Source organism: Methylobacterium sp. WL119, from assembly GCF_008039875.1.
GTDB lineage: Bacteria > Pseudomonadota > Alphaproteobacteria > Rhizobiales > Beijerinckiaceae > Methylobacterium.
Map to the genome: position 1 here is coordinate 1 of NZ_VRUU01000117.1, position 13,529 is coordinate 13,529.

General features: G+C 63.1%; 13 protein-coding genes and 2 pseudogenes. 4 read left to right on the plus strand and 11 right to left on the minus strand.

Annotated features, from left to right (window positions below; translation table 11 throughout):
* Positions 1-131: 131 nt before the first annotated feature.
* The 6 genes and pseudogenes from FV227_RS24835 to repA all read right to left on the minus strand — a co-directional run.
* Positions 132-404: pseudogene (locus FV227_RS24835) on the minus strand (ISL3 family transposase); the annotation flags it as partial.
* Between the two features lie 291 nt (positions 405-695).
* A complete protein-coding gene (gene repC / locus FV227_RS30490) occupies positions 696-1,163 on the minus strand; it encodes a replication initiation protein RepC (RefSeq protein ID WP_348642595.1) in 468 nt (155 codons plus the stop codon).
* 30 nt (positions 1,164-1,193) lie between these two features.
* Positions 1,194-1,388: a helix-turn-helix domain-containing protein gene (locus FV227_RS30495; RefSeq protein ID WP_348642522.1), complete on the minus strand. Its 195-nt coding sequence runs from the start codon at positions 1,386-1,388 to the stop codon at positions 1,194-1,196.
* Between the two features lie 65 nt (positions 1,389-1,453).
* A pseudogene (locus tag FV227_RS30500) lies at positions 1,454-1,786 on the minus strand (helix-turn-helix domain-containing protein); the annotation flags it as partial.
* A gap of 187 nt (positions 1,787-1,973) precedes the next feature.
* A complete protein-coding gene (gene repB / locus FV227_RS24845) occupies positions 1,974-2,999 on the minus strand; it encodes a plasmid partitioning protein RepB (RefSeq protein ID WP_348642520.1) in 1,026 nt (341 codons plus the stop codon).
* Complete coding sequence (gene repA / locus FV227_RS24850) at positions 2,984-4,213, minus strand: plasmid partitioning protein RepA (protein ID WP_147727655.1); 1,230 nt, start codon at positions 4,211-4,213, stop codon at positions 2,984-2,986. Before repA ends, repB begins: the two co-directional genes overlap by 16 nt.
* A 704-nt stretch (positions 4,214-4,917) precedes the next feature.
* On the opposite strand from repA, the gene FV227_RS24855 reads away from it, so the two are divergent.
* Complete coding sequence (locus FV227_RS24855; RefSeq protein WP_147727654.1) at positions 4,918-7,539, plus strand: EAL domain-containing protein; 2,622 nt, start codon at positions 4,918-4,920, stop codon at positions 7,537-7,539.
* A 1,475-nt stretch (positions 7,540-9,014) separates the two neighbouring features.
* Here FV227_RS24855 and FV227_RS24865 read toward each other — a convergent pair.
* Positions 9,015-9,377 (minus strand): hypothetical protein, encoded by a 363-nt coding sequence (locus FV227_RS24865; RefSeq protein ID WP_147860139.1) that lies wholly within the window; start codon positions 9,375-9,377, stop codon positions 9,015-9,017.
* 484 nt (positions 9,378-9,861) lie between these two features.
* Here FV227_RS24865 and FV227_RS29295 point away from each other — a divergent pair, with 484 nt between their 5' ends.
* Both FV227_RS29295 and FV227_RS24870 read left to right on the plus strand, forming a co-directional pair.
* Positions 9,862-10,026 (plus strand): hypothetical protein, encoded by a 165-nt coding sequence (locus FV227_RS29295; protein WP_187274943.1) that lies wholly within the window; start codon positions 9,862-9,864, stop codon positions 10,024-10,026.
* Positions 10,027-10,090: 64 nt separating this feature from the next.
* Positions 10,091-10,273 carry a hypothetical protein gene (locus tag FV227_RS24870; RefSeq protein WP_147725987.1) on the plus strand — a complete coding sequence of 61 codons (183 nt, stop codon included), beginning with the start codon at positions 10,091-10,093 and terminating at the stop codon, positions 10,271-10,273.
* Positions 10,274-11,203: 930 nt separating this feature from the next.
* On the opposite strand, the gene FV227_RS24875 is transcribed toward FV227_RS24870, so the two are convergent.
* From FV227_RS24875 to FV227_RS24885, 3 genes are all read right to left on the minus strand, one after another.
* Positions 11,204-11,428, minus strand: a complete 225-nt coding sequence (locus FV227_RS24875) for a hypothetical protein (protein ID WP_147725986.1) — start codon at positions 11,426-11,428, stop codon at positions 11,204-11,206.
* Positions 11,429-11,621: 193 nt separating this feature from the next.
* Entirely contained in the window at positions 11,622-11,858 is a 237-nt protein-coding gene (locus FV227_RS24880; protein ID WP_147725985.1) for a DUF2171 domain-containing protein, read from the minus strand.
* An 11-nt stretch (positions 11,859-11,869) separates the two neighbouring features.
* Positions 11,870-12,439, minus strand: coding sequence for a ferritin-like domain-containing protein (locus FV227_RS24885; RefSeq protein ID WP_147725984.1), 570 nt, complete (start codon positions 12,437-12,439; stop codon positions 11,870-11,872).
* A gap of 292 nt (positions 12,440-12,731) precedes the next feature.
* On the opposite strand from FV227_RS24885, the gene FV227_RS24890 reads away from it, so the two are divergent.
* The gene (locus FV227_RS24890; protein ID WP_147725983.1) at positions 12,732-12,959 is read left to right on the plus strand and encodes a hypothetical protein; all 228 of its coding nucleotides are present in this window, start codon (positions 12,732-12,734) and stop codon (positions 12,957-12,959) included.
* A 237-nt stretch (positions 12,960-13,196) separates the two neighbouring features.
* Here FV227_RS24890 and FV227_RS29300 read toward each other — a convergent pair.
* Positions 13,197-13,529 (minus strand): hypothetical protein (locus FV227_RS29300; RefSeq protein WP_187274944.1); only part of this gene is annotated, 333 nt, incomplete at its 5' end.

A 13,529-nucleotide genomic window follows, 5' to 3' on the forward strand; every position in this document is an offset into this window, starting at 1 on the left:
TTGAGCCTCATGGTCGGCGATAAACGATGAAGGGGCCCGATCGGGCCCCTTCATCGTTCAAGCTGCGGCCGCCATTGGCCTGGTTTTACTCCGCCACAGCGGCCTGGAATTGGTCCGCCCTTTACAGATCACTCGGCGAAGATCTTCCGCCCCCAGGCAGCGACGTCACACCAGAAGCATCGTACCATGCTTTGGAGTTCGACACGCCAACCACCGAGTGGCAGGTCGGCAGCACGGCGCTGGTAGCGGCTTTGAAAGCGACGTGACGAGGTCCGGTAGTCTGGGCAAACCGCCATCGCAGCTCCGGACCTGACGACCAGACCGATCCGATTGGCGCTTATATCGAGATGATCGACGACAAACTCAGCAGGTACGAGGCTCGACGACCTGAAGCAGGGGCCCATGCTTGCCGCCCCATGCTGGATGTCCGCAACCTCAACGCCGCCGGCATCAGCAAGAGTGAGTCAGAGTCACGATTGAACGCCGATCCAGGGTTCCGTTTCAACGCTTCTTGACACGCGAACTGCATCAGGATCCCGGTTAACGGCACAGCAGCCGCGGGGTTGCCTAGGCAAAGTTTGCGGTTGAGTGCGCATCAATGGCTGTAGCACCGGGCCGAGCCTGAACTCCCCTCGCCTCTTCCGCTCTACGAGGGCGTGCAGGTACCCACCAGGGCTCTTGATGTGCTCGGCACGCTAGAGAATCGCCGCCACCGTCACAGCGGCGGTCTCGTCGCCCATTACTTCACATGCCTTGCGCCATGTATCAGGGCTGATGCCGAGCATGGGTCGGATCTCCTCCGCCGTGTCCGCCAAGTCCCTCCAGGAGCAGATTTCTTCACGGGCGAAGTCCGCCACGTCAGGACAAGCATTAAGAACAAGACCAAGGGGATAGGTGCCCCGCTTACCGCCATCGCCCATGGGGCTAGCTTCATCTCGACGTGGCACGCCGGAGGTCTTCATCACCATTCCGAAGGTTGGTTCAAAGTCAGGATTCTCTGGATTTGAATTCTGAATTTGCCGCTCGGATTGGGCGGAAGTGCCGCTCAATTCTGATAATTCGTCGTGTGCAATGAGCAGCTTGCCCACATCGAAGGCGAGCGCTGTTAGGGCAGCCCTCGCCTCCTCCAGATGCCCGGGCGCCGGCACCCGCGGCAGGAGCACCCACAACGGCGGCATAGCGGTCCCGTAGCGTCACCGCAGTGCCTGGTGAGCCCCCCCCGCCTCCAGGGCCTGGATGAGCTTCGCACAGCCACGGCGAAGCAAGGTCACGCGCTCGCAGGCGACGCGCAGCGCCTGCGCCTCAGCTCGAACCTCGCCGGCTTGCGTGGCCATCTCCTCTGCGCGGGCGACGAGGGGCGTAAGATTGAAGCCGTAGGCCTGGGCGATGGCTCCCCCTGCCCGCTCCGGACGTAGCGCTTCCCGTTCGGGCTGTCCCGTCGAATGAGGAGCCCGGCCTCGACTAGGGCCACGAGATGCCTACGAAGCGTCGCCTCGGCGATACCATGCGCTCGCAGAGCAAGAGCGGCGTTCGAGGGGAAGAAAACGAGTCCAGGCTCCTCCCCGGCCGACAGAGCGGTCTCAGGATGAAAGGTCAGAAGTGCGTTGAGAACGGCGAGTGCCCTATCATTAAGACCGAGCCGGGTGCGAGCCGGGGCGATGTCGCGGAACACCGTCCATTTGTGAACCGTGGTCTCGCTAGGGCAGCCGTCCGCGTTCGCTTGAGCTCGGATTTGCGCAGGCGTCACCCGCCGCCGCCCAAAGGGCGTCGTGATGTGCAGATCCATCGTCTGACTGAGTACCGGGCGAAGATTGGGGGTTGGCCAAATCGACGTCAAAACGCTTGACGATGTGCCGGGAGATATGGTCCTCTGCGTTTGCTAATGACCAGAGGGGGTCTTCCGGACGCGGTTCCGGGGGCCCTTTCTTTTTTTGCGGTGTTCTCGTCTCCTTGAGCTCTTGCTGCGGGTCAGGTTAGCCCTTGCTCTGCCTGTAGGCGGCAAGGATCTCGGGGAGGCGCTCGGCGAGGTAGTTGGCGAAACCTGGTTCCGCCTTCTCCTCCAGTGTCACGCGCATGCCGTCAGAGCTTCGCTCGACGCGAGCGAACTTCACACCCTTGGCATTTTTTAGGGTCTCGGCCCTCGGCTTCGCCTTGCGAGCCGACGGCGCAGCTAGCGCGGCTAGGATCACCGCGAACCGCTCGTCGGACGCCTTGCCGGCGAGGTCCGGGGAGGCAAGGGCGGTATTGACCTGCTCCGGAGTCGCCGCGCGAATGCGGTCAGCAAGCGTCAGCCAGCGCGGGCGGCCGACTTTGGGAGCCGGGCCGATCGCAGTCAGCACAGAGCCGGGGATGGCCTCTGCGACAGAGAGGTAGTTCGCAAGGTCAGGGCGGTGCACGCCCATAGCTTTCAGGATCACCTCGCGGGCGACGCCGACCTGTTCCATGTTCCGTGCGAAGTGGGCCTTCTCGATGTAGCTGAGGTTCTCGCGCGCGAGGTTCTCGGAGCCCTGAGCGATAATCAGCTCGGCATCGGAGAGATCCCGCACCACGGCACGCACAGGCTTGCCCAGAGCCATAGCCGCACGGGTCCGACGTCGCCCGTAAGCGATCTCGTAGTGGTTGTTCCGGCTCGGGTGGCGGCGCACGAGGATTGGCGTGTGCTGCCCCTCCTCACGGACCTGCTCCATGAAGGCGTTGAAGCTCTCGTCGGTTACATCGGGCACGCGGTCGGCAATCGCCGATGGCAGGCACAGCGCAGGGTCGATCTCGACCACCGCACCATCCGAGCCCAAGGAGCTCGGCCGGGATGCCGCCCACATTGCCGCCATGGAGCGTGCCGCGGCTGGACGCTTCTCAGAAGTGGGAGAGGGGCCTGTAGCACCTGATACAGGGGTGTAAGTCATTGAGGGATCTGGAGTTGACTGTTGTGCCGCGTCCGACTGGACCGGTACTCCCATGATGGCGCTGAGGCGCTTCTTCTGGCTCACGTCCGGCCCCATACACGCGCGATCAGACCCTCGATTTCGCCGTTGACCGCATCAAGCGCGTCGAGCGCGCGCCGGTAGGTTGAACCGGTCACTTCGTCCCGCCGCAGCGGCGTCTCATAGACAGTCTGTCCGCGCAGGCCGGAGTTCGACACGGCGGTCGACTGCAACATGGCCTTGGTCAACACTCGGTCGCCGAATAGCCCGCGCAGCATTGCGACAACCTCGGTCTGCGGCGTGTCCTGCGGCTCGAACCGGGTGACAAGGTAGCGGAACCAGTCATGGGTTGGAGCAGCCCCCTGCTCGCGGACCGGCTCCATGATCTCGTCCAGCATCGTGAGGAACTGGCGCATGCTCGACACATCGAGCATCTGCGGATGGATGGTGATGAGGAGGGCGGTCGACGCACACAGCGCCGCGATGGTGAGGTAGCCGAGCCGGGGGGGGCAATCGATCACCACAACGTCGTAACGGTCAGCCACTTCGCTCAGGGCCAAGCCCATCCTGGCGAAGAACGGAGGCTCGGAATCGTTTGCCTTACGCCGAGCCGAATGCATCGGGGCCTCGAACTCGAAGACCTCAAGCTCAAGGTCGGCTGCAACCAAGTCGAGCCCAGTGAAGTAGGTCGGCCGGATCACCTCACTCAGTGGCCGCCGCTCCTCGTCGTATCTGATCGCGTCGTAGATGGTGGGGTAGGGCTCCTGCTCGTTCTCGTGTCGTACCCCCAGCAGCGTAGAGAGGCTCGCCTGAGGGTCTAGGTCGATTGCAAGAACGCGATACCCTCGCAGAACGAGCGACTGGGCGAGGTGGGCCGAGGTAGTGGTCTTGCCCGAACCTCCCTTGAAGTTCACGCAGGCGACAACCTGGAGGTGCTCACCCTTGGCCGGATCTCGATGAGGCAGGTAGCGCCGGCCAACTCGGTCGATCTCGTCGAGGTAAGCACGCAGCGCGTGAATGTCAGCCAGGGTGTAGAGACGGCGCCCGCCGGGGGCGACCTCCAGCTCCGAGACGAGAAGCTCGGGCGAGAGCTGCCGGACGCGGCTGTCGGTGATGCCGAGGATGCGGGCAACCTCGCCGGAGGTGAAGCGTCGAAGCGTCTTATCCTCAGAGGGCGAAAAGACGACGGACGCGATTTCGCGCAGCTTGGCCCCGAGGATTCGAGCATCGTGTCCTGCGGTCTGGTTCGATACAGGCGCTAGGCGTCCGCCTGACTGGACATGCTGGGTCATCGGCGCTTCTCGTTTGCGGTGAAACGGCGAGAATCACCATAGCACCGCAAGCGAGCAGAGTGAGACGATTCGGGTAGGAAAGTCCAGTGTGGAGCAAGCCTGACCCTGACCCTGCACTAACTTTGAACTCGGACCACCTCGTGGGGACGGGTCATGACTGACTGATCGAAAGGGTTCCTTCTTACGCGGTGGGAGGCGGCATTCTCAGCCCCTCATGCCGCTTGCATAAGGGCACGCTACGGAACCAGGCGCCCCGTGATCGTCCGTGGCTCAGTGCAACTCTATGTGATCCATGCGAGGGTCAGCTTTCAAGCTAACGACAGGCAGCGGCCTACGGCTGGGTTGGATGGATTTCTGCCGGTCCGCTTCGGGACGGCGATGTATGAAAGCGGAAATCGCCGCCGAGCCCAGTCCCGACCCATTGCGGACCCTCGGAAGGTCCGCTTCGCGGCAGATGAGCGGAGGATGACCCCCGTCTCGGTTGGGTGGCCCTCTGCCAGTCCGCTCTCTGACGGCGCTGTCGTCGGATCGGACCTTTTCCCGGAGGGACAAAATCACGCAGTTCCGACTGAAACAACACGTCTTAGCGCTTAATAGTCCTTCAACCGTAGTTGTTGCATAAGCAACTAGCCGTCGGGCCACCATAAAAATCTCGCCAAACCCCTTGGGCCGACGCCGGCGATGCAGGAGTGGTCTCGCAAGCCATGCTGACCGTACTCGACTGCATCACGCGGCAGCACGATCTCGGTCTCGTTGCCCTATCTGCGGCCATCTGCGCGCTCGGCTGCTTCGTCACCGTAACCTTGATGGCTCTGACCAAAGCCGCGCGGGGCCAGTCTTGTACGCGGGCGCTGGTTTCCGCCGCGGTGGTGTTCGGATCGAGCGTCTGGGCGCTGCACTTCGTGGCCATGCTTGCGTTCCTGCCCGGCACCGACACCGCCTACGAGCTGGACCTAACCGCCGCGTCGATCGCCGTCGCTATCGCTGGTTCGTTGGCCGCACTCACGCTCTGGCGGCTTCGCTCCGGCAGCCCGGTCGTGCTTGCATGCGCCGGCCTCATGCTCGGCTCCGCCGTCGCCGGCATGCACTACCTTGGCGTCGCGGCTATGCGTGCCTCCGCCCTCATCTTCTTCAACCCCACCTACGTCGGCGCTTCCTTCCTTCTCAGCGCCACCTTTGCCACCCTGGCCCTGGCCCGCGCGAGCAACCTGCGTGGCCTCGCCCGCCGCGCCGAGGTCGCGCTGTGGCTCGCTCTGGCGATCTGCGGCCTGCACTTCACTGGCATGGCGGGGGTGACGCTCGCGCCGTCCGGCCTGTCGGAAGGCGCCGACTATGTTCTGGGGTCCAGCGCCCTCGCAATGGCTGTTGGCCTCATCAGCCTCGCCATCCTGATCGCTGGGCTCGCCATGCTCATGCTCCAGCAGCACCTGTCTCTGCGCACGGTCCGCGAACTCGCCCGGATGCGCCTGCTCAGCGACCTCGCTCACGAGGTGCTGCTCATCCACCGCGCCGGCACGGTGCTGGAGGTCAACAGCGCTGGAGCGCGTCTGATCGGCACGCCGGTCCAGGACTTGATCGGCCAGAATATGCTCGACCTTTTCGCCGCCCATGACGCACCCGCCCTGGTCCGGCGCATGGCCTGCCGGTCGGAGGCGCTGCAGCCGCAGGAGTTCGAGGCTCGCACCGCCGCGGGCGACCTCGTCCCGGTCGAGCTGTCGTGCCGCACCATCGAGTTCGGCGGCAAGCCGGCCGTCGCCGTGGCCTTGCGCGATCTGACCGAACGGAAGCGGGACGAGGCACGCATCCGCCACCTAGCGCTGCACGACGCCCTGACCGAGCTGCCCAACCGCTACCTGCTGGGGCAGCGCCTCGCCCAGGCCCTGGATGCGGCGGATGGGGGGGCGGGCAGCGTGGCGGTGGTCTACCTCGATCTCGACCGCTTCAAGCCGGTCAACGATCTGTACGGTCACGCAGCGGGCGACGCGCTGCTGGTTCGAGCCGCCAAGCGCATGCTCGCCGAGCTGAGGCCCGCCGACACCCTGGCTCGGGTTGGCGGGGACGAGTTCGTCGCTGTCCTGGCCGACGCATCAGCGCCGGATCAGGTCTCGGAGGTCGCCGGCCGGCTCGTCGCGGCCTTGAGCCGCCCGTTCCGTGTCGAGGGGCATCAGCTCGAAATCGGCGCTTCGGCCGGTGTGGCGCTGTACCCTGCCGACGGCCGCACGGCCGAGGCGCTGCTGCACGCCGCTGACACCGCGCTCTACCGCGTCAAGGACGAAGGGCGCGGCACCGTGCGTTTCTTCGAGTTGGCGATGGACGCCCAGATCCAGGCGCGCCGCCAGATGGAGTACGAGCTTGGCTTGGCGGTGGAACGTGGCGAGCTGCGCCTGTTTTATCAGCCGATCGTCAACGGCAGCAGCGGCGAGATCGAGACGTTCGAGGCGCTGATCCGCTGGCACCACCCCGAGCGTGGCATTGTCTCGCCGGCCGAATTTATCCCGCTCGCCGAGCGAAGCGATCTGATCGTGCGGATCGGCGCATGGGTGATCGAGACAGCCTGCGCCGCCGCGGTCAATTGGCCTCGGCCGTGGCGGGTGTCGATCAACGTATCGCCGAGCCAGCTGCGTCAATCCGACGTGCCGGGGACGATCGCCGCCGCGCTGGGCCGGCACGGGCTCGACCCGGCGCGGCTGATGGTGGAGATCACGGAGAGCGTGCTGATCCAGGACGCGGAAGCAGCGATAGCGGTGCTGACGTATCTGCGCGGGTTGGGGGTGCGGCTGGCGCTAGACGATTTCGGCACAGGCTACTCGTCGCTAAGCTACCTGCATGGGTTCAAGTTCGACAAGCTCAAGATCGACCAGTCGTTCGTGCGGCGACTGGGCGAGCATACGGATACGCTGACGATCGTGCGGGCGATCGTGAACCTCGGCCACAACCTCGGGATGCAGGTGACGGTGGAGGGCGTGGAGACCGCGGAGCAGTTGGCGATCCTGCGCGGGCTGGACTGCGACCAGATGCAGGGCTACCTGTTCGGCCGCCCGGCGCCGGGCTTGGCCGTCTCGGACACAGATCGAGCGAGGGTCCGAGCGCTGTTCGCTCCCCCCTTGATCCGCGCCGTCGCTAGAGACGTTGCCGGGCTGCTTGCAGCTTCATCATTTCCACCCAGGCGAACGGCACGGACGGGTTTCGGGTCGTTGTCCCGCTTGAAGGCCCTCCCTTCCGTCCGCTTTGTGAAGAGGACGGTTCGGCCAAAGGGCGATATTGGGTCGGATGCGGAACGTCCGCTTGCGGGAGAAGGGTCAGGCCCGCTTCCCACCCCAAGCTGAAGTTGCCGAACGGCTGACGAACGTCCGCTTCAAAGAGGAGATAACGGCGGCCTAGGCGTCTGGGTTGGGTCTGAAACGGAACGTCCGCTTCCTTGTTAGGTCGACCCAGCACGGACGGAAAAAGTCCGGAAAACGCTCGTTTATCCGACGTGTCGTTCGGGCCATGTGGGAGGGGTGGCTCAGGCCGGATCTCGGTCCATCCGCTCCTCAATGATCAGCGAGGACAAGATCATTCGCTGCCCCTCTTCGCAATCTCGCGCAGCCAACATTCCGCGGACATCGTGGCTCCTAAGGCTGTCGCGAAAGCGTAGGGCGACTGAGTTACCGATGTGGTGGACAACGCCGTGATGCTCCACCGATAGGAGCCCGGTTGTTGCTCGCTCGGGAACACCGAGATCACATGGCCGCGTTTCGTAACATCTGTCATACCGGGGCCATGCCACGCGGATGCGCGCCAACTACAGCCGAGTCAGCCCCGCGAGATTTCGAACTGAACCACTATCTCTGGCCCTTGATGTCCGCTTCGGGAGATGGGGAAGGGTAAAGCTTGATCCGATCATGGAAAGTATGCCGCTCTCGCCTCAGGGCATGAGAGCTTCGGCTTGAGCTGGTTGATGATCCAGTACCATAAACTACCGGACGATAACGGTCGTCTGCAGAACCCAATCCTCTGGTGGGGCCTTGGAATGAACGCTGTGACGGACCAACGTGATAGTCCTGTCTGCTCCATCGACGTCCAGTTGATTGCCAACGGCGTATGAGGGAAACGGCTGACGGGTCGGACCGAAGCTGCCGAAAGTTCTGCCCTGCTCATCTTGGAATACAACTACGAACGCGTGGTAGACCTGCGGGCCCGCGTCGGCCCCGAAACTCATGGCATGACCGTTCATCGCGCAACCTCTACTTTTATCTGACTGATCGTTAGATTGTGCGCCCTATCCACGGCGCCTGTCTCTGTGAGCATAAATCGCCTAAGCGGCTTCTTTCCATGTGATCAGCAAAGCTCGGATTGTTGCCGGGCTTTGTAAGCGGTCGGTCAAAGCGCAGACCGTTCGGACTTGCACCGCAAGCTCAGGTCTTTTCGGCGCAACTTGTTCCGACGCTCGGGTCGATAGCGCACCGGAGCCATGAAGGCTCACTCGCCTACTCGACCGCGTTCGGATGCGGCGATGGGGTGCCGCAGTAGATCTTCGCTAGCAGCGGGCAGCCGGCATGATTACGACGATGGTCAAGCTTTCGCTTTGCCCTCGAAGTGAACGTGCCGGGGATTGCCACGCGGCCATGACAAGCCGGGCACCGCTTCTCGGAAGCGACGAACCTGATTGAGGCTTCGGCGAGACTGACTACGAGCCATTGCCCGTTGACCTTCACTTCGCATGGGCTTGGGACTGGCTGGGTCATGCACCGCTCTGACATGCGAGCCAGCTTCTCGCCTGGGCATTTCGAGCCGTTCAAGTCACAACCAGGGCGGCCGATCAGTCCAGAAAAACGCGGACGCCCTCGGTGTTCAGGATGCTCCGCTGGTCGGCACACCAGCGCTCGGGGCCGACCTCCGCGATTTCCTGTGCAAGGCGCTTGCCCTCATCGTCGACAGCGGTCTGAGCCTGCTTCTGCCCAAGGCTTTGATCGAGTGTAGGCCGTACGATGCTAGATAAACCGTCCGACACCTTGTCGTCGATCGCATAGAACTGCCGGCAGTGGAGGACGATGCCAGCCTGTGCGCCGACGATGCGCACCAGCCCGTCGATCTTCTCGGCTCGCTGCCCGTCGTCGGTTGGCGCGGCCGTGCAAACGCCGGCCGTCAGGATCGTGGCGAAGGCGGCGAGGACATAACGCATTGGAGGAAAATAGCCGATTGAGTGCGCATGTCGAGATTGCTGCCGGAAACATGGCGGACCTTCGCCTTCAATAACTCGTTGGTCCGTCGAACCAAGGCAAACCGGAGAAAGTCGTGAGCTGGCAAGGTATGAAGACCGCACCACGGGACGGGCAACGGTTCGTTGCAGGCCTATGGATCGGTCAGGGTTCAGCCGCAAAATTCGAAATGCACATCATCCGCGCCGACATCCGCGGCGAGAGAGTTCACCCAGAGGATGATCGGGGATGGTCATGGAATGACTACACGCATTGGATGTTGCTGCCCGTGCCGGCCCGACCGGGAGGCTCAGATCGTCCGACCTCCGGCGGAAAAAGCCTGACCCCCCCCATGACGCATCGAGTTCATCCACTCGGCTGAGCATCAAGCGCGGGTTCTAAAAAACAACTGGAACGTGGTCGATCATCGGGACTTTGCTTCCCGGGAAACGTCATAGGAGCGATACGATGATCGACGCTGACACCCCGCAGCCTGGCGACGATCCGGCGCCGATCGGAGACCCATCGCCTGCACCGCAGGAGCCCGAAGGCGATCCACCGCCGAGCCCCGCGCCGGCACCGCAGATGGACGACGAGGCGGCGATCGAAGAGACCGAAGAGCAGCCGAGCTAGCTCTTTCAGCCTCAAAGGTTCCTATAGCGGTTGTCGAGACCGAATGCTCTCGCTAGAGGGCGCCATGGACAAGCTCGAAGCCCTCCTGGACCGCCTCAAGATCCGCCAGCGCGACCTCATCATGGACGCCGCTCAGTACGACACGATGCCCGCGGATAGCACCCTGAAGCGGATTGCGGAGTTGGAGAACGCAATCGCGGCGGTGGAAGCGGTCGCCGGTGAGGAAGCGGACAAGCAGCGGCGATAGCCTTCGGCAGGGTACCCGCCGGGTGCTGTTGTCAGGCCTCAGCGGGTCATAGGTACGGGTCACCAACGCGAGAAGTGCAGCGTAGCAGCGGTCGCCATCAGGGCAGCGCCAATCACAATCAACGTGGCAGCCAGAGGGTTCTGCGGCATTAGGAACTGGATCTCGACCACCATGGCTGCGCCAATGATGGCACCTCCAGCCACGATAAACGCGTCGCGGATTCTATCGGGCTGTCCGCGTCTGCGCATTGTTGTCTGCCTTCGCGGTACCGCTGGTATCCTACGCCGAAAACGGGAAGGGCGCGCCGGGTGACGGCACACCTTAGGTGCATTCGCCGAGACAGATCCGCACAGGGTCTGCCGCGTCATCGACCGAATGATTCTAGAGATTATGTTAAGAAGGTTGAAACGCTGGGAATGTGATTGGGAAGGAATGATCACATCCGCGCTTCTGTTCGCTGCTGGGATCGCAGCAGGGTGCTACTATCGTCTATGGGTAATCCTGTTCGCCTCGGGGTGCGTCGTTGCTGCGTACATCGCAACCTGCGTCATCCAATGGAGACTCGGCTGGCTGGAGTTCCTGATCCTCTTTGCTCATCTGAGCGCTCTGCAAGGCGGATTTCTTCTCGCGCAGTACCTTCGTCCGAGGATCTAGCAGCGCGGATCGGAGGGAATGGCGTCAGAACCAGACGATCTTGCCACAGACCAGGTAGATGGCGATCCAGAGTAGGACCGGCAGGAGGCACATGGCGACAACCAAGGATGGGCGCGGACGGCGCGATGGGTGTCCAGGTTGGTGATTGAGGGACATAGAGTGCCGATATCTAACAAGCCCGAGGAGATACCCAGGACAACCGCATAAGCTAAGCCGTTGGCCCGTGGTGCGGGTACGGATCAAAATGGGAGAAAGTTTCGCTCCAAACTTGAAGTCTCACGATCCTGTGAGGTTGATCCAAACGGCGTTTTTCCCGCCGTTGCAGGAGCGCTCGACAAGCATTTTGGTCAACTCGGCCTGCAATTCCTCGACGTGCGCGTGCATCTCGCCGGCATCCACGGCGGTCTCGACAAGGAGTTCCTGCGCCTCGGCGAGAGCCGCGCGCAGCTCAGCGTTCTCGGTCGCAAGCGCCAGGATCAGCGCCGCCGTCTCGTCGGTCATCCTTCGTCAACTTGTTCGGCAGATGCTGAGCTACGCTGCATACGCGGCCAGCTGATCGCCCCCGATCCGCTGCGGCGGCCCTGCTATCCCACCCCACGGCAGGGCCGCCACCTACTTTTTAGCTGACCAGTCCCCCTTGGGCTCTCACGACTTGGTATCAGCCTGACTCCGCGTTGCAGAGCACGGCAAAGGCCTACTCCGCAGTACCCCACTCGTCCCTGGCTTCGGCGGTGGTCCTGTTTAACCGCACCTCACCGTTCTCGACAGCGTCGATCGAGTCGACATGGATGAAGTGGTGAACGCCTTCCGCCTCCGGGTCGGTACGGGTCAGTTTGATGCGCTGCCCGTCGAGATGATCGACTGTGCCGACGTGTCCACCGTCAGAACCGGAGACCGGCATGTGTTCCTGGATCTTCGTGATGTCGACCATGGCTGCGGCCCTCAAACTGCCTTGGCCTTGCTAGTTTTGCGCGGCGCAGCCTTCTGCGTCACCTCCGCATCTTCCTCGGCATCAGGCTGTTCAGACCCCTCGACATTGATGCTCTCGGCGATTTCCAAGAGCAGCGCGTCGGTCTTCTTCTCCTCCTGCAGGGTCTCGTCGAGGAGCTTCGCCGCGTCTGCGTAGCCAAGCTGGCTCGCCCAGGTCTTCAGGGTGCCATAACGGGCGATCTCGTAGTGCTCGACGGCCTGAGCGCAGGCAGCCAGAACCGCATCAGCCGCCGGAGTGTCACCGAAGTCCTCCAGGTCCTCCTCCATTTCGGAGGTCAGGCCCTGCATCGCCTCGCAGGTTTTGGCACGCGCCGGCTTGCTAATGATCTCGAACACCTGCTGCAGGCGATCGACCTGGTTGGCACTCTCCTCGGCGTGGGTCTCGAACGCCTGTTTCAGCTCGGCATGCTCGGCGGCCTTGGCCGACTTCTTGAGCGCTTTCACCGACTGCTTCTCGGCGTAGTAGACGTCCTTCAAGGTCTCGTAGAACGCATCATGCAGTGTCTTCGACTTGGTGGCCATGTGGCGGGTCTCCAGTTTGCGACGAGCCTCGATCAGGCGTCATTTCGCCGGCCAACGCCCCCATTCAGGATCGGGTCCCGTAGATATTTTTGGCCTGTGTAGGAACTGGGACAATCCGGTAGCGAACGGCTACGGCGCTGAAGCCGCCGGTGAGTTCGAAGAGCCGTAAGGCTGCGGAGCCGTCCTCACGCCCCCGTGACGGCAGCGACACGGTTCAGTAACCGGATCGCCACATGCCGATCACGGTGCAGCGGTAGACATCCCCGCTCCTGCAGTGAACCGGAGCACTTGCATGGTACTCGCCGACCTCGATAAGCGTGCCGAGTTGACCGTCTGGCCGTCCAACGGGTTAGCTCATACCGCACGCGGACAGGCGTTCTCCACCCTGCGCGAAGCCATCGCGGCAGCGGCTGAAAGCATCCAGGTTGACGACGCACAGCCTTGGATCCTCACTGAGGACGGCGACATCCTCTCGCCGCGTTGGATCATGGCAAACGCCGCTCCGCACCGCATGCAGTAGGCAGAGAAGTAGCAGGCCATAAGCCGGCGCCTGCAGTTCCTGTTCCCCACAGCATCGACCTTCAAACGACCACCCGGCCCGAGGGGTCACGGGCACGACGCAGGGAACTGGCCCGCATCGACCTGTCGTCGTCTTCTCCCTGTGCCGGGCTGCCTGACGGCGTTCGCGACCGCCGCCGGCGCACATGCGTCGAGAGGCGTGTGCTGTAGCAGTCATCAGCCGCTTCGCAGCATCGGTTCAAGGTGTCCGTTTTACATCAGGCTCGATGGTGAACTCGCTTGCGATCGTGTCGTAGACGCGTGTGAGCCACTCCTCCGCAGTCCGTGCCCGTTCCTCAGCCGCCTTCAATTTCTCGTCGGCCGCCTTCAGCAAGGCGTCGGCACGGCTCTGAATTTCAGCGGTGCGCGCCTCAGCAACTCGGACGCGCTCGGCGGCGTTGCGGACATCCTCGCGGACGCGATCGAGCACCTCCTGGACGCGCAGCTCCTGTTCTTGAGCCTGCGCCTCGACCTCGCGGGCGTGCTTGGCCGCATGCCGAACTCGCTCGATCAGCTTCGACCAGTCCTTTGA

Bases quoted from the DNA above. Each gene is read 5' to 3' on its own strand.
- repB (WP_348642520.1), bottom strand. From the start codon at position 2,999: ATGGGGCCGGACGTGAGCCAGAAGAAGCGCCTCAGCGCCATCATGGGA.
- repA (WP_147727655.1), bottom strand. From the start codon at position 4,213: ATGACCCAGCATGTCCAGTCAGGCGGACGCCTAGCGCCTGTATCGAAC.
- FV227_RS24855 (WP_147727654.1), top strand. From the start codon at position 4,918: ATGCTGACCGTACTCGACTGCATCACGCGGCAGCACGATCTCGGTCTC.
- FV227_RS24865 (WP_147860139.1), bottom strand. From the start codon at position 9,377: ATGCGTTATGTCCTCGCCGCCTTCGCCACGATCCTGACGGCCGGCGTT.
- FV227_RS29295 (WP_187274943.1), top strand. From the start codon at position 9,862: ATGATCGACGCTGACACCCCGCAGCCTGGCGACGATCCGGCGCCGATC.
- FV227_RS24870 (WP_147725987.1), top strand. From the start codon at position 10,091: ATGGACAAGCTCGAAGCCCTCCTGGACCGCCTCAAGATCCGCCAGCGC.
- FV227_RS24875 (WP_147725986.1), bottom strand. From the start codon at position 11,428: ATGACCGACGAGACGGCGGCGCTGATCCTGGCGCTTGCGACCGAGAAC.
- FV227_RS24880 (WP_147725985.1), bottom strand. From the start codon at position 11,858: ATGGTCGACATCACGAAGATCCAGGAACACATGCCGGTCTCCGGTTCT.
- FV227_RS24885 (WP_147725984.1), bottom strand. From the start codon at position 12,439: ATGGCCACCAAGTCGAAGACACTGCATGATGCGTTCTACGAGACCTTG.
- FV227_RS24890 (WP_147725983.1), top strand. From the start codon at position 12,732: ATGGTACTCGCCGACCTCGATAAGCGTGCCGAGTTGACCGTCTGGCCG.